At 70.8% G+C, this 15,247-nt stretch carries 14 protein-coding genes; 8 read left to right on the top strand and 6 right to left on the bottom strand.

Annotated elements, in window-relative coordinates:
• Positions 1-24: 24 nt before the first annotated feature.
• From ACLBXP_RS08990 to ACLBXP_RS08965, 6 genes are all read right to left on the bottom strand, one after another.
• The gene (locus tag ACLBXP_RS08990) at positions 25-939 is read right to left on the bottom strand and encodes a manganese catalase family protein (protein ID WP_447667295.1); all 915 of its coding nucleotides are present in this window, start codon (positions 937-939) and stop codon (positions 25-27) included.
• 86 nt (positions 940-1,025) lie between these two features.
• Entirely contained in the window at positions 1,026-2,189 is a 1,164-nt protein-coding gene (locus ACLBXP_RS08985; protein ID WP_447667294.1) for an MFS transporter, read from the bottom strand.
• A gap of 37 nt (positions 2,190-2,226) precedes the next feature.
• Positions 2,227-3,435 (bottom strand): MFS transporter, encoded by a 1,209-nt coding sequence (locus ACLBXP_RS08980; RefSeq protein ID WP_447667293.1) that lies wholly within the window; start codon positions 3,433-3,435, stop codon positions 2,227-2,229.
• A gap of 328 nt (positions 3,436-3,763) precedes the next feature.
• Positions 3,764-4,528: a calcium-binding protein gene (locus ACLBXP_RS08975; protein ID WP_447667292.1), complete on the bottom strand. Its 765-nt coding sequence runs from the start codon at positions 4,526-4,528 to the stop codon at positions 3,764-3,766.
• Between the two features lie 457 nt (positions 4,529-4,985).
• Positions 4,986-6,290 (bottom strand): MFS transporter, encoded by a 1,305-nt coding sequence (locus tag ACLBXP_RS08970; RefSeq protein WP_447667291.1) that lies wholly within the window; start codon positions 6,288-6,290, stop codon positions 4,986-4,988.
• A 121-nt stretch (positions 6,291-6,411) separates the two neighbouring features.
• Entirely contained in the window at positions 6,412-7,788 is a 1,377-nt protein-coding gene (locus ACLBXP_RS08965; protein WP_447667290.1) for an NAD(P)H-dependent oxidoreductase, read from the bottom strand.
• Positions 7,789-7,949: 161 nt separating this feature from the next.
• On the opposite strand from ACLBXP_RS08965, the gene ACLBXP_RS08960 reads away from it, so the two are divergent.
• The 8 genes from ACLBXP_RS08960 to ACLBXP_RS08925 all read left to right on the top strand — a co-directional run bounded on the left by ACLBXP_RS08960 (position 7,950) and on the right by ACLBXP_RS08925 (position 15,242).
• Positions 7,950-8,846 (top strand): LysR family transcriptional regulator, encoded by an 897-nt coding sequence (locus ACLBXP_RS08960; RefSeq protein WP_447667289.1) that lies wholly within the window; start codon positions 7,950-7,952, stop codon positions 8,844-8,846.
• Positions 8,847-9,037: 191 nt separating this feature from the next.
• Positions 9,038-9,478 carry a hypothetical protein gene (locus ACLBXP_RS08955; protein WP_447667288.1) on the top strand — a complete coding sequence of 147 codons (441 nt, stop codon included), beginning with the start codon at positions 9,038-9,040 and terminating at the stop codon, positions 9,476-9,478.
• A gap of 130 nt (positions 9,479-9,608) precedes the next feature.
• Complete coding sequence (phnD, locus tag ACLBXP_RS08950) at positions 9,609-10,631, top strand: phosphate/phosphite/phosphonate ABC transporter substrate-binding protein (protein WP_447667287.1); 1,023 nt, start codon at positions 9,609-9,611, stop codon at positions 10,629-10,631.
• Positions 10,628-11,440: a phosphonate ABC transporter ATP-binding protein gene (phnC, locus tag ACLBXP_RS08945; RefSeq protein WP_447667286.1), complete on the top strand. Its 813-nt coding sequence runs from the start codon at positions 10,628-10,630 to the stop codon at positions 11,438-11,440. Before phnD ends, phnC begins: the two co-directional genes overlap by 4 nt.
• Complete coding sequence (gene phnE / locus ACLBXP_RS08940; protein WP_447667285.1) at positions 11,437-12,228, top strand: phosphonate ABC transporter, permease protein PhnE; 792 nt, start codon at positions 11,437-11,439, stop codon at positions 12,226-12,228. The genes phnC and phnE (ACLBXP_RS08940) overlap by 4 nt, the downstream gene beginning before the upstream one ends.
• Positions 12,225-13,034 carry a phosphonate ABC transporter, permease protein PhnE gene (gene phnE / locus ACLBXP_RS08935; protein ID WP_447667284.1) on the top strand — a complete coding sequence of 270 codons (810 nt, stop codon included), beginning with the start codon at positions 12,225-12,227 and terminating at the stop codon, positions 13,032-13,034. The genes phnE (ACLBXP_RS08940) and phnE (ACLBXP_RS08935) overlap by 4 nt, the downstream gene beginning before the upstream one ends.
• Before the next feature lie 106 nt (positions 13,035-13,140).
• Positions 13,141-13,869, top strand: coding sequence for a response regulator (locus tag ACLBXP_RS08930; RefSeq protein WP_447667283.1), 729 nt, complete (start codon positions 13,141-13,143; stop codon positions 13,867-13,869).
• The gene (locus tag ACLBXP_RS08925) at positions 13,869-15,242 is read left to right on the top strand and encodes a sensor histidine kinase (RefSeq protein WP_447667282.1); all 1,374 of its coding nucleotides are present in this window, start codon (positions 13,869-13,871) and stop codon (positions 15,240-15,242) included. Before ACLBXP_RS08930 ends, ACLBXP_RS08925 begins: the two co-directional genes overlap by 1 nt.
• Positions 15,243-15,247 lie beyond the last annotated feature (5 nt).

Here is a 15,247-nt window from a genome sequence, read left to right as displayed (position 1 = left end):
GGTCGAGCACCGCCCCGAACTGTCTCAGCGGCTCTTCTTGTAGAGCTTGCTCGCGATCTCGAAGATCTCCTCGGGCGCGTAGTTCGGCGCGAAGGCGCCGTAATTGCCGTCGAGCTCAGGGATCTTGCCGCCTTCGGGAAGCCCGTCCACCACTTCGAGGTTGCCGGGCGGATCGCCGGGCAGCGCCACCTCGTCGTTCGACCAGACGCCGGCCGCTTCCTTGTAGTCGTCCGGGCTGAACCGGTAGAGCCGCCGATGGCTGCCCTCCTGCAGGTACTTCTGGCACTCCGGGATCTTGTCGAGGACGATGTTCGGGGTGGGGAGCATCTTCTCGATCTCGACGCCGGTGAGCTTCTTGAGCGCCAGGGCGTAGGCGTGCGCGTGGACCGAGCCGCGCACCAGGAGATAGCCGCAGACCTCCCGGCCGGTCGGATCCTTCAGGGTCTCGTAGACGCGCAGCTTGTGCAGCCGCGCGCCGCATTCGAGGTGGAAGTTGTGCAAGAGGTCGATGATGATGTTGCCCGTCGTCGTGACCATGTCGACGTTCCAGGACTGCGCGTTGGAGTTCACCGGCGTCGCGCCGCCGCCGTTCGCCAGGAAACTGCCGGCGAGCCGGATGTCCTGCATGTCGTGGAAGGGGGCCTTCGAGACGTCGACCTCCTCGGTGTCGTCGCCCGGGCCGTTGTTGAGCATGGCGATGCCGGTCGAGACCAGCTCCACGTGGCCGAGCTCCTCGGCGAAGATGCTCGAAACCAGGCTGTAGAAGGGGCGCAGCTTCGACTTGTTGCGGAAGTTGAAGCTCTGGAACATGTAGTTCCCGAGCGTCGACATCTCGCCGTACTTGCCGCCGAGCAGCTCCTGCAGCGCAGCGGCCGCGTTGGGGTCGGGCTTCTTCGGCTGCGGCAGTTCGGCCTGCAGGCGGTCGAGCTTCATGAACATGGACGGGGACTCCCGGCGCGGTGGTGCGCGCGTTGGGAGATAGGGGATGTCCCGGGATGCACAGGTTGAGTCCTTGAGCTTTTTGCCTACGCACGGTTGTGTCGCAGGCCCGCCGCGAGCGGGAGCGCGAGGGCGCAGAGGCCCGCCATCACGTAGAACGCGCTTCCCCCGAGGCGTCCGTAGAGCAGGCCGCCGGCGGCGGTCAGCACCGCCGAGGCGAGGCCGAGACCGAGCGTGCCGTAGAGGGTCTGGGCCGTGGCCGCGAGGCGCTCCGGGACGATCTCGACGATCAGGCGCATGTTGGCGAGGTGCAACAGGGCGAAGGTCAACCCGTGCAGCGGCTGGACGGCGGCGAGCACCGGCAGCGAGGCCGTCGTGGCCACGGCCGACCAGCGCAGCACGCCGGCCCCCGCGGCGAGGAGCGCGGCCCGCGTGGTGCCGAGGCGCGCGAGCAGCCAGGGACCCGCGAGCACGAAGACCAGCACCTCGGAGGCGACTGCCTCGGACCAGAGCAGGCTGATCGCGCCCGCGCCGATGCCGGCCTCGCGCCAGGCGATCACCGCGAAGCCGTCGTTCAGGGCATGGCTGCCGATCACCAGGGCCGCCACCGCGAGCATCCGTCGGAACCGGGGAAACGACAGGAGTTCCCGGATGCCGCCGAGGCCGAGGCTCGGCACGGGTTCCCGCGCAGGGCCGGCAGGGACGCGGGCCGCGGCCACCGCCATGACGAGGAACAGGATTCCACTCGACACGATGATGCTCGCGAGGCCGGCTCTCGCGACCATCAGCCCCGAGGCCAGGGTCCCGAGCACGAAGGCCGCCGAGCCCGCGCCCCGGACCCAGCCGTAGGAGAAGCTGCCGTCCCGCTCGGCGGCGGCGAGCGCGAGCGCGTCCGCGAGGGGCGCGAGGGCGGCGATGGCGCTGGCGTGCAGCACGCTGATGGCGAGGAGCGGCCAGAAGGCCCATCCGGCGAGGTAGGCGAAGGAGATCAGCCCGGCCGCCGCGGCCGCGACGCCGAGGACGGTCCGGGTCGCGTCGTAGCGGTCGGCGAGGTGGCCGGCGACGGGGCCGGCCGCGAGCCGCATCAGCGTGCCGGCCGCGAGTACGGCGCCGATCTCGCCAGGACTCAGCCCGCGCTCGCCGAGGAAGCTCGGCAGGAAGGGCGTTTCCGTCCCGTAGGCGGCGTAGAGCGAACCCTGCAGCAGTACGAAGGCGGGGAACGGCCCCGTCAGGACCCTGGACGCGGCCATCGTCGTTTCCGTTCGCACATGCCCGCCGTCCGGTCCGTCACGCCGGTTCGGCGGACGCCTCGTCAGTCTGATCCGCCGGGGCGCCCGCGCGCGCGATGCGGCGGCCGATGATCCACAACGCCAGCCCGGCGCCTGCGACGATGGCCAGCGCGATGAAGGAGGCCGCGAAGCCGAGATACTGGGCGACGAGGCCGGCGAGCAGCGGGCTCAGCGCCGCTCCCGCGCCGTACGCCGTCATGACGCCGCCGAGCCCGGCATTCGTGTGACCCGATCCCTTCATGATCTCGGCCACCAGCGCCGGAATGGCAACGCCCCCGAGCCCCATCGCCAGGCCTTCGAGGACCTGGACCGGAATGACCAGCCACCAGGACGTCGCGAAGGCGGCGAGGACGCCGCGGGCCACGACCAGCGCGAGGGCGATGGACAGGACGCCGCTGTGCCCGCGCCTCGTGGCGAGGCGGGCGGCGAGGAGCGCGGCTCCGACCATCGTGACTTGCGAGACCACGGTCATCGTGCCCGTGGTGAGGCTCGGGTCGGCACCCGCGGCCGTGCGCGCCTGCGCAAGGAACGGCAGCATGGCACCGTTCGCGGTCTGGTAGGCGAAGACCGTCCCGGCGAGGAGCAGGAGCGGCTTCGTCTCGAACAGCACGCGGAGCGTCGCGCGCTCGTCCTGATCGCCCCCGCGCGCCGCGCCGTGGTCGATGCAGCGGCGATCGATGGTCATCAGGACGCCGCAGGAGGCCACCGCCATGACGACGATTGCGATGGAGACGTAGCCAAGGCCGAAGGCGTAGCCGAGCACGCCCGACAGGGCCGCGTTCGCGGCGTTGCCGGCGTGGTTGTAGGCCTCGTTGCGCGCAACGCGGTGGCTGTAGGCCCGCTGTCCGACGATGCCGAGCGTCAGCGCCGCGACGAGCGGGGCGACGCTCGTGTCGGCGACGCCGATGACGAGCTGTGACAAGCCGATCAGCCAGAGGTTGTCCGTTGAGACGAGGGCGACAGCCCCGGCCGCGATCGCGAGCACGGCGACGGCCATCGCCGTCCGCTTGTACTCGGTCCGGTCGATCAGCGCGCCCACCGGCGTCGTGGCGAGGAGCCCCGCGAGCCCGGCAAGGCCCATGGCGAAGCCGGTTGCCGCGGGGTCGAAGCCGCGCTGCTGGAGGTAGACCCCGAGGAAGGGGCCGAACCCCTCCCGGGCGCCCGCCAGGGCGAAGTTCAGAGCACTGAGGCTGACGGCTGGTTGCATATTGTCCACGCGAGATGCGGCGGGTCCCCGGCGGCCGGTTGGGTTCGCCGGAGCGTTCGTGCGTCGAGTGGAATCGGAGCCGTGGTTTCCCCGGGGCATGGGGATGCCGCACGGATCCCGCGATCCGTCGGGGCGACCTCATTCGGCGACCAAGCCGAGCGCAACTGGCAACGCCCGCGAGCGCTCGACGCGCCGGAAGGCTTCGGGGGAAGCAACCTCAGGGTGGCACTGTTCCGCGACGATCGCCGCGACCAGGCCGCGCACGTGGTCGCAGTCCTGCCGCGTTCCCGGCGCCCGCGTGAGCCCTTTGGCGCCCCGAGGACGGGATCTAGGCGAAGGCGGCGCCGGAGACCGCGCCGGCCCCGATGCCCGCCAGCTCCACGCTGCCGCCGCCCGAGAGTGTCAGGACTGCGTTGCCGCGCGCGCTCGTGCCGAGCGTGTAGCCCTGGCCCTGCAGATCGAGCCGGTCGCCCTGTGCCTGCGAGAAGCCCAGGATCAGGTCGGTGCCGGATTGCGCGCCGAACACGTAGCGGTCCGCGCCGAGGTCGCCGGACAGCACGTCGTTGCCTCGGTCGCCGTAGAGGACATCGTCGCCCTGGCCGCCGTACAGCACGTCGTTGTCCTGGCCGCCGCGCAGGGTGTCGTTGCCCTGGTTGCCGAACAGGCGGTCGTCGCCCTGGTTGCCGAAGATCAGATCGTTCCCGGAGCCGGCCAGCACGCGGTCATTGCCGGCGAGGGCCGCGACGGTGTCGGCCTGCGCCGTTCCGGTGAGGTCGTCGCTCGCGGCGGTCGGCGAAGCCGACGGTCCCTTCACTCCGACGACCTCGATGTCGAACGTGTAGGTGTCGTATCTGGGGAGGACCGCGCCCTCCACGAGGCTTCCGGCCAGTTCGAAGCGCACCTGCCTGGTCTGCGGCCCATCGTACTCGTCGGCGATGGTGAAGTATGCGCGCCGGTCGGTGTCGCCGAACTGCAGGACCGCGTTGCCCTCCGCATCATCGAAGATGAGCGCGGCGCGCCCGCCGAGCGCCGGAATGCCGTAGAGAATCTCGTCGCCGTCGTAGAGCGTGTCCCGGTACGTCACGTCGGTCATGTCTGCGGGTCCGTGCCGGAATCGCGCGGCGGAAGGCGCCTGCCGAGCATAGGTCGAACCCATCGATTGTCGACAGGAAGTTGCAAGTGATCGGGCGTCAGTTGTGGGTCGCTACACGTTCCACGGTCGATGCAACACAGGGGGAAATCTCAGTCGAGCCTCAAGTCTTTTCAGACCTTGAGCGCGTTCAGAAGTCTGCCCCACTGGCCGATCCCACCCACCTCATCCTGAGGTGCTGCGAAGCAGCCTCGAAGGAGTCCTCCAGTTCCCACCGCGATCCCTGGAGCCCTCCTTCGAGGCTTCGCTTTGCTTCGCACCTCAGGATGAGGTCGCGGGTGGGAGACGGATCGGTATAGGGCGTCTCCCACCCACTCACCTCATCCTGAGGTGAGTGGGGATCCGGGGCTCGGTTGGGCGGCTGGCGACCCAGTCCTTCACGCAGGCCCCGCCGGGGACGCTACCGGTCGCCCAGCGCGGCCGGGATGATCCGCATCAGCACGGCACCGGCCAGCATGCACGCGGCCACCGCGTAGAGGCCGATCGCCGGGTTGCCGGTCAGCACGTTGAGGCCGCCGACCATGTAGGGCGAGACGAACCCGGCGAGGTTCCCGATGCAGTTGATGGTCGCGATGCCGGCGGCGGCCGAGGTGCCCGCCAGGAAGGCGCAGGGCACCCCCCAGAAGAGCGACAGCGCCGAGAGCATGCCGGCCGTGCCGACGCTGAGCCAGAACACAGCCGCGGCCGGGCTCTGGCCGACATAGCCCGCCATCGCGAGGCCGAGGGCACCGATCGCCAGCGCGGCGGAGAAGTGGATCCGGCGCCGCCGGGTGCGGTCGGCGCTGATGCCGGTGAGGATGATGCACGGGACGGCGACGAGGTAGGGTACGGCGGAGAGCCAGCCGATCAGCGCCACGTCCTTGATGCCGGAGTCCTTCACGACCGAGGGCAGCCAGAAGCTGATCCCGTAGAGGCCGATGATCGTCATGAAGTAGACGCCGCTGAGCTTCCAGATCCGCGCGTCCTTGAGGAAGTCCATCGAGGAGGCGTGGACGATCTTGTCGCCCTCCTCGCGGCGCAGCTCGGCGTTCACCTCGGCCTTCTCCGCGTCGGTGAGCCACGTCGCCTGGTCGGGCTTGTCGACCATGAGGAACAGCACGGCGATGCCGGCGAGGAGCGACGGGGCAGCCTCCAGCAGGAACAGCCACTGCCAGGCCTTCATCACCGTCGAGCCGTCGAAGTGCTGCAGGATCAGCCCCGAGACCGGCCCCCCGACGATGCCCGCGAGGGGGATCGCGATGTAGTAGAAGCCCAGCGCGAAGCCGCGCTTGCGGGCCGGAAACCAGTAGGTGAGGTAGAGCATGATGCCCGGCGAGAAGCCGGCCTCGGCGAGGCCGAGGAAGAATCGCGCGACGTAGAACTGCAGCGGCGTGGTGACGAACAGCGTCAGGGCCGAGATGATCGCCCAGGTGATCATGATCCGCGCGATCCAGACCCGCGCGCCGAGCTTGTGCAGGGCGAGGTTGCTCGGGACTTCGAAGATGAAGTAGCCGATGAAGAACACGCCGGCCCCGAAGCCGTAGACGGCGTCGCTGAAGCCGAGATCGGACATCATCTGCAGCTTGGCGAACCCGACGTTCACCCGGTCGAGGTAGGCGCAGAGGTAGCAGATGACGATGAACGGCATGATCCGCCACGTGATCTTGCGGTAGACGTTCGTCTCCGCAGGCCGCGCGCGCAGGCCGAGGCTGGCTGCTTGATCCATGGTGTCCTCCAAACGGCCCGATTGGCGGGCTCTGTCGCGGCGATCCGAAGCGGCGTGGCGTCCGCGTATCTCTGAGACCGGGCGCTCGCTGAGCGGCGCCCGGCGTTCGTGAGGACGCTCCTCAGGCGACCTTCCGGGGGCTCTGCGCCGGGCCGAGTTCCGCGCGGAACATCGCCTCCATCTCGCGCCGGACGCGGATCGCCTCCTTGCCGGCGTCGTAGGCGACGTCGCTCCAGCGCACGGCGCGGCCGGCGGGCACGTCGTTCTTCAGCACCATGTTGTGGGCGAGCCCGATCGGCAGGGCGTCCTGGGCCAGCGAATCGGCGGTCGGCATCAGCTTGCCGTAGACGGTGAAGCCGCCCTCGCCGTCGAGGGTCTCGCCGGCCCGCAGGGCGCGCTTGGCCGTGGCCGCCACGTCGCCGCGCCATTCCGTGGTGGCCCCCGTCGCCTCGCCCCGCACCGCGATCGACGCGATGGACACACCGAGCTCCAGGCCGATCAGGTGATAGGGCTTGTAGGTCGCCGCGTAGCGCCCGCTCGAATCCGTCTTCAGGCCGTACTGGGCGAAGCAGTCCTGCACGTAGCGGCTCGGCGCCTCGAACACCGCGTAGACGCCCCAGCGCAGGTCGCGGAAGACGGGCCGTCCGTCCCGCTCAAGGGACGAGATCACCTCGACGGTGCCGCGGTCGGCCAGGATGCCGCCGTCGGCGACCGGCCTGAGGACGTTGGGCAGGTCATCGACGCCGCAGGGCGGGAAGGCGAGCCCGTCGCGCGGGGGCGTCAGCCCGCAGGCATTGGCCACGGCGGCCATCTCCAGCGCCGACTTGGTGCCGTCCAGGAAGGAGTTGAACATCTGCGCGTTGAAGTCGCCGCCCGCGACCTGCTCGTCGCTGAAGCCGTAATGGCCCCACACGGTGTCGGGCGTGGAGGCGTGGTAGGCGGGCAGGTACTTGGTGCCCTTGCCGGCGCAGATCACCTCGAGCCCGATGGTGCGGGCCCAGTCGACGAGTTCGGCGATGAGCGCCGGCTGGTCGCCCGAGGCCATCGAGTAGATGATCCCGGCCTCGGCCGCACGCCGGGCGAGGAGGGGGCCCGCCAGCACGTCGGCCTCGACGTTGACCATCACGATGTGCTTGCGATGCTCGCAGGCCTTGAGGGCGTGGTGGATGCCGGCGGCCGGGCTACCGGTCGCGTCGATCACGATGTCCACGAAGGGGCTCGCGATCATCGCGTCGGCGTCGTCGGTGATCACCGTCGTGCCGGCCTTGGCGGCCTCCTCCAGCGCACGCGCCGCAAGGCGAGCGTCGTCCCAGCCGACGCGCCGCAGCGATTGCCGCGCCCGGTCCGGCGACAGGTCGGCCACGCAGATGAGATGAATGCCGGGCGTCCGGGGCGCTTGCGACAGGTACATGGAGCCGAACTTGCCGGCCCCGATGAGGCCGACCCGGACCGGACGGCCTTCGCTGGCGCGCCGGGCCAGTTTCGAGAACATGGACATGTGGCGATCTCCCTGAGTGGCGCGGCGTTCGGGGATCCCGTGATCACCGTCGCATTTGCACTTTTTCGCGGGATCGGAATTATCATGCGGATCCCTGCACGCCCATGCGAAGGATCGCAAAGGCGCCGTGCGGAAATCCCAACCTCCGGCGGCGCCCCGTGATGGCCGACTTCGACTGGAACGACCTGCGGACGTTTCTCGCCATCGCGCGGGTCGGACGGCTCACGGTCGCCGCGCAGCGCATGGGCGTCGATCACTCCACCCTGAGCCGCCGCCTGACCGCCCTGGAGGCTGCGCTCGGCACGCGGTTGTTCGACCGGCGCCCGGCGGGCTTCTTCCTCACGAGCGATGGCGAACGGCTCCTCGCCGATGCCGAGCGGATGGAGAGCGTGGCGATCACCATGCGCTCGCGCCTCGACGAGGCGTCGCACCAGGTGGGCGGCACGGTGCGGCTCGGCACGCCGGAGGCGTTCGGGACCTACTTCCTGGCCCCGCGACTCGGCGGGCTCCTGGCTGCGCAACCGGCCCTCGAAGTCGAGCTGGTCGCCAACCCGCGCAGCTTCAGCCTCTCGAAGCGCGAAGCGGACCTCGCCGTCAGCATGGCCCGGCCGGAATCGGGCCGGCTCTACGCCCGCAAGCTCGTCGATTACGGTCTCGGCCTCTACGCGGCGCGCGGCCACGCGGAGGCGGTCCGCTCCATCGACGACCTGCCCGGCCAGCGCTGGGTCGGGTACGTCGAGGACCTGCTCTGGACGCCCGAGCTAAACTACCTCCCGCAGATCTCCCCCGCGATCCACCCGCACGCCCGGATCTCGAACGTCATCACCCAGCTCGAAGCGGTGCGCGGCGGCGCCGGCCTCGGCATCCTGCCGCACTTCATGGCGCGCGGCTGCGACGACCTCGCGGCGATCCTGCCCGGCACTGTGCGCATCACCCGCTCCTACTGGCTCATCGCGCATGCGGACACGCGGGACCTGCTCCGCGTCCGCCTCGTGTCGGAGTTCCTCACCCGACAGGTCGCCGTCGCGGGCGACGCCTTCTGGGCCGCGGGTGCCTGAGAGCTTGATCTCCGGAGGGTCTTCGGCCAGCACACGGGCCTGGGCGAGCGGTCGTCGGGCCGCGGCGGACGTCCGCTGCGGGGTGCCGAACCTCATCCTGTCCGGTGCCGACGGTGTCGGGTGTCGATGGGCGGCGGCCCGTGCCATGGGGAAGCGGTGCTCATGATATCGACCGACCCGGCGGCCGGGATATGACGCATTCGCCTGCGGCCGGGGCCCTCGTCCCGGACCGGTCCTGCGGGGCCTGCACGGCCTGTTGCCGGATCCTGGAGATCGCCGCACTCGGCAAGCCCGCGGGGGTCCTCTGCCGGCACAACACCGGCGCGGCCTGCGGGATCTACGACGAGCGACCCCTCGCCTGCGAACGGTGGCACTGCCTCTGGCGGAGGATCGGCGCCATGCCGGACGCGCTCCGGCCCGACCGGTGCGGTGTGGTGTTCTCGCTGGAGCGTCGACCGCCCGTCGCGGCCGTCCCCGAGGAAGCCTGCATCGTGGGACGCGCGGTGGACGATCCGCGCGCCCTCGATCGATCCGAGGTGATCGCGGCCTTCGCGATGTTCGTCCGGGAGGGGTCGCTCCCGGTCTGGAAGGCGTCGGACCAGTCCGCCGCGGTGCTCGACGGCCCTGCTTGAGGGGCCGCCCGCCTGCCTTGCGCGAGCCGGGACACCGCGCCTACAACCGCGCGGAAGCAAGCCAGGCCCGAGCCCGGGCAGGGAAACGAGAGGGCGAGCCTCGGCCGCCGCTCCGCAGGGAGGAACCCGCGTGAAGATCGCTCGATGCGGTGCGGCCCTGGCGCTGCTCCTTGGTCTCGGCGCGGCATCCTCCGCCCGTGCCGACGACTGCCCGAACCGCGGTCAGCTCGACAACGCCTATTGCGACGCGGACAAGGACCTCGTGGCCGACGTTCCGGGCAGGACGCGCGACCCCAGCGTCATCGTGTTCGCCTATACCCCCGTCGAGGACCCCGCCGTCTACGAGAACGCGTTCAAGCCATTCACCGCCTACCTGTCGCAATGCACGGGCAAGCGCGTCGTCTACTATCCGGTCCAGTCGAACTCCGCGGAGATCGAGGCGATGCGCTCGGGCCGGCTCACGGTGGCGGGCTTCTCCACCGGGCCGCTCGGCTTCGCGGTGAACATGGCCGGCGCGGTGCCGTTCGCCGCCAAGGGCACCGAGAAGGGCGCCGAGGGCTACAACCTGATCGTCGTCGTCAAGGCGAGCAGCCCCTACAAGACCCTCGCCGACCTCAAGGGCAAGCGCGTGGCCCACACAGCCCCGTCCTCGAACTCCGGCAACCTTGCCCCGAAGGCGCTCTTCCCGGAGCAGGGCCTCAAGCCCGGAGAGGACTACAAGCTCGTGTACTCGGGCGGCCACGACAAGTCGGCTCTCGGTGTCGGCACGGGCGACTACGACGCCGCCCCGGTGGCCTCCGACGTGTTCTACCGGATGGTGGCGCGCGGCACGATCAAGGGCGACGACTACCGGGTGATCTACACGAGCGAGAAGTTCCCGAGCTCCGGCTTCGCCTACGCGCACGACCTGAAGCCGGAGCTCGCCGAGAAGCTCAAGCAGTGCTTCTACGATTTCCGCTTCCCGCCGGAGATGGTGAAGGACTTCGAGGGGGACGATCGCTTCGCGCCGATCACCTACCTCAAGGACTGGGCGGTGGTGCGCAAGGTCGCCGAGGATTCGGGGACGCCGTACAACAGGGCCGCCTACGAGCGGGAGGCCGCCCGCGAGGCCGAGGCGGCGCGCAAGAAGGCGGACGGCGCAAGCAAGCCGTGACGGCGGGCCTCGCGTCGCAGGGAGAGGCGCGCGCCGCTGCGCCAGCGGACGACCCGCGCGCGCTGGTGATCCGCGGCCTCGTCAAGGAATACCGGGCCGGCCAGCCGGTGCTTCGGGGCATCGACCTCGCGGTGGCGGGCACGGGGCTCACCGCGATCATCGGGCCGTCCGGGACCGGCAAGAGCACGCTGATCCGGTGCATCAACCGGCTCGTACAGCCGACGTCGGGCGAGATCCTGTTCCGCGGCGAGGATTTGGCCAGGCTCTCCGGGCGACCTTTACGCCGCGCGCGCCGGCGCATCGGGATGGTGTTCCAGGAGTACAATCTCGTCGAGCGCCTCACGGTGATGGAGAACCTGCTCTGCGGTCGCCTCGGCTACGTGCCGGCCTGGCGGGCGTGGCTCCGCCGGTTCCCGGACGCCGACATTGCCCGGGCCTTCGACCTGCTCGACGCGGTCGGCCTGTCGGGCTTCGCCACGCGCCGCGCCGACGCCCTCTCGGGCGGCCAGCGCCAGCGGGTCGGCATCGCCCGCGCGATCATGCAGGAGCCGGAGATCGTGCTCGCCGACGAGCCGACCTCCTCCCTCGACCCCAAGAGCTCCGTCGAGATCATGGAGATCCTCTCGGGCCTCGCCGCCGAGCGCGGCGTGCCGGTGGTGGTCAACATCCACAACGTCGCGCTCGCCCAGCGCTTCGCCGCGCGCATCGTCGGGATGTCCGGCGGCCGCGTCGTCTACGACGGGCCCCCCGGCGAGCTGACCGAGCGCGACCTGCAGGGCATCTACGGCGGCGAGAACTGGCTCGCATGAGCAGCGTCCCTGACCAGAGCGCGCGCGTCGCGTTCCGCCCGAACTGGGCGGCCCGGGCCGGTTGGCTGCTCCTCGCGCTCTACGCGCTCTACGCCGCGAGCCAGCTCGGCTTCGCGCCCGAGCGCTTCAGCAGCGGGCTCGCCCACGGCCGGCAGTTTCTCGCCCGCATGATCCCGCCGAATTTTTCGCGGTGGGAGCTGATCCAGTCGGGCATCGTCGAGAGCGTGCAGATCGCCGTGATCGCGACGGTGATCGGCATCGCCATCGCGCTGCCGATCGGCTTCCTCGCCGCCCGCAACCTGATGCCGGCGTGGATCACCTGGCCGGCCCGGGGCCTGATCGCCCTGTGCCGCTCGTTCCACCCGATCATCGTGGCGATCCTGTTCGTGAAGGCGATCGGGTTCGGCGCGCTCGCGGGCGTGATGGCGCTGATCGTCGCCTCGGTCGGCTTCATCGCCAAGCTGTTTGCCGAGGCGATCGAGGAGATCTCCCTGAAGCAGGTCGAGGCGGTGCGGGCGACCGGAGCCGGCTTCCTGTCCGTCCTGATCATGGGCGTGCAGCCGCAGGTGCTGCCGCGCTTCATCGGCTTTGCGACCTACCAGCTCGATTCGAATCTCCGGAACTCGACCATGGTGGGGATCGTCGGCGGCGGCGGGATCGGCGCGACGCTGTTCACCGCCTACCAGCGCTTCGACTACGACGTCGTGCTCGCCATCCTGATCGTCATCGTGGCGCTGATCATGCTGGCGGAGATCGTCTCGGGCTGGGCCCGCAAGGTGTTCCAGTGAGCGCGGCGATCACCGCAGGGGAACCGCGCCGCTGGCAGCGCTTCTCGCCCTGGAAGCGGCTGGCGCGCCTCGCCTTCACGCTGTTCGCGGTGGCGGGATTCGTGGCGAGCCTGCGCACCATCGAGGTCATTCCCGAATTCCTCTACGACGCGCCGGAGCAGATCGGCGACCTGTTCGGCCGGATGTGGCCGATGGATGCCGGCTACGTCGGCCCGACCGTCGCGGCCCTCGTCGAGACGCTGCACATCGCCACCCTCGGCACCCTGATCGCCATCGGCATCGCCGTCCCGATCGGGCTCATCGCGGCCCGCAACGTGACGCCGGTCCCGGCCCTGAACCTGTTCGCGAAGTTCGTGTTCGTGACGTCCCGCTCGGTCAACTCCCTGGTCTGGGCGCTCCTGTTCGTGGCGGTGTTCGGCCCGGGGCCTCTGGCCGGCACGCTGGCAATCGCGCTGCGCTCCGTCGGCTTCACCGGCAAGCTCTTCGCGGAGGCGCTCGAGGAAGCGAACCGCGGCTCCGTCGAGGCGCTGCAGGCGGCGGGCGCCGGGCGGCTCTCGACGCTCCTCCTCGGCTACTGGCCCCAGGTGAAGCCGGCCTTCTGGTCGATCGCCCTGTTCCGGTGGGACATCAACATCCGCGAATCGGCGGTGCTCGGGCTCGTCGGCGCCGGCGGCATCGGCGTTGCGCTCGATACGGCGCTGAACCTGCTCTACTGGGACCAGGTGGCCGTCGTGCTCGCGGCGATCTTCGCCGTGGTGGTCTTGGCCGAGATCGTCGTCACGACGGTGCGCGCGCGGGTCCTGTAGAGGATCATCCGCGGATGCGGCGATCCTCCCGCGCTTCCAATGTAACGTTTTGTGACATCGGCATTTTCCGCGTTGCCGAGCTGCCCGGCCCGCCTATCCTCGCCCCATGAGCGAGCCCCCCGTCATCGCCGTCGTCGAGGACGACGCCGACATCCGCACCCAGCTCGCCGCCTATCTCGACGGCGAGGGCTTCCGTGTCGTCGGTCTCGACGGCGGCGCGAGCCTGGACCGTCTCCTCGCGGCGGGCGCTCCGCCGGACCTGATCGTGCTCGACTGGATGCTGCCGGGCGAGGACGGCCTCTCGATCTGCCGGCGCCTGCGCGCGGCCGGCGGGCCGCCGATCGTGATGCTGACCGCCAAGGACGAGGACATCGACCGGGTGCTCGGCCTGGAGATGGGCGCGGACGACTACGTCTCGAAGCCCTTCAACCCACGGGTGCTGCTCGCCCGCATCCGCGCGGTCCTGCGCCGCGCCGCCGGGGGCGCTGCCGCCGGCGGGGCCGATCCCGAGCGCGTGAACGTAGCCGACCTCGTGGTCGACCTCGCAGCCCGCCGGGTGACGTCCGGCGCGCCGGGGACCGAAATCCCCCTGACCAGCGCCGAGTACGACCTCCTGCACTGCTTCATCCTGCGTCCGCAGCGGGTGCTCTCGCGCGACCAGCTCCTCGACTGGACACGCGGCCGGACAGCCGACGCCTTCGACCGGACAATCGACGTCCAGGTCAGCCGGCTGCGCCACAAGCTCGATGCCGCGGGAAGCGGCGCGGCCGCGCTGCTCAAGACCGTCCGCAACGCCGGCTACATCCTGGCCGCCCCCGTCAGGCCGGCGCCGTGATGGCCCGGCTCGGCCTGCTCGGCCGTATCATGCTGCTGCTCCTCGGGGCCCTGTCGGTGCTGGTGCTCGCCACCGTCACCCTCGATACCTGGCAGCGGCGCCAGGAGCGGGCGCCCTACGCGACGCGCTTCCCGCGCGTCGACCAGGCCGCGAACATCATGACGCTCCTGCGGGAGGCCGACCTGGCGCAGCGCCCGGCCATCCTGCGGGCGGTCAGCGGCGAGGCGCTGAAGGCCGAGATCGTGGATCGGCTTCCCGATGCGGACGGGCTGATCCGCGAGCCGCGCCTCGAGGCGCGCCTGCGCCGGGTGACCGGCGAGGCCGTGGGCCGGGTGACGGCCTTCACCGACATCGCGCACCTCCGCCGTGGCGCCGATCCGGCGGATGCCGACGATGCGGACCGCCGCGGCCCCATCGGGCGCCTCGCAACCGCCACCTACCAGCTCCCGGACGGGCGATTCTTGGTGATTTCGGCGATCGAGAAGCACCGGTCGCTGATGCCGTGGCTCCTCGGCCAACCCCTGAGCCTCTGGGTGGCGGTCCTCGGGGCGAGCGTCGCCGGCCTCGTGCTGGTGGGCGCGCGCCACGAACTCGCCCCGCTCCGGCGCCTGACGGAGGCCGTCTCCCGGTTCGACGGGCGCGCGCCCGAGCCCGTGGTCGCACCGCGCGGCGCGCCGGAGATCCGGCGGCTCGCGCAGGCCGTCGAGGCGATGCAGGGCCGCATCGTCGGCCTGATGGCCGAGCGTTCGCTCCTGATCGGCGCGATCTCGCACGACCTCAAGACCTACCTGACGCGGCTGCGCCTGCGGGCCGAGGGCGTGTCGGATGCCGGGCGCCGGGATCGGCTGGTCGAGGATCTCGACGCGATGACCGCCCTGATCGAGACGTCGCTGAGCTTTGCCCGCGGCACCGCCGTCGAGGTTGGCCGACCGGCCGTCGACCTCGCCGACCTCGTGGCGGTGGAGGTCGCCGAGCAGGCCGCCCAGGGCGCGCGCATCAGCCTGAGCGGCGAGAGCGTGACGGATGCCGTCGTCGCCGCCGACGCGGTCGCCCTGCGCCGCGTCGTCGCGAACCTCATCGACAACGCCGTGAAGTTCGGGCGCTCGTCGGTCGCCGTCTCGGTGGAGCGGGCCGGCGCGGTCTGCCGCGTCGTCGTCGAGGATGACGGGCCCGGCATCCCGGATGCCGAACGCGCCGCCGTCTTCAGCCCGTATTACCGGGTCGAGCGCTCCCGCAACCGGGACACCGGCGGCACCGGCCTCGGGCTCGCCATCGCCCGCCAGATCGCGGAAGCGCACGGCGGCACGGTGGTGGCCGAAGCCGCCGCCCTCGGCGGAGCGCGGCTCGTCTGCACGCTGCCGGCCGCCGCCTGATCGCG

This window comes from Methylobacterium sp. A54F (assembly GCF_053346035.1).
The sequence above is the reverse complement of the archived record's forward strand: the minus strand, read 5'-3'. Positions and strand labels throughout refer to the sequence as shown.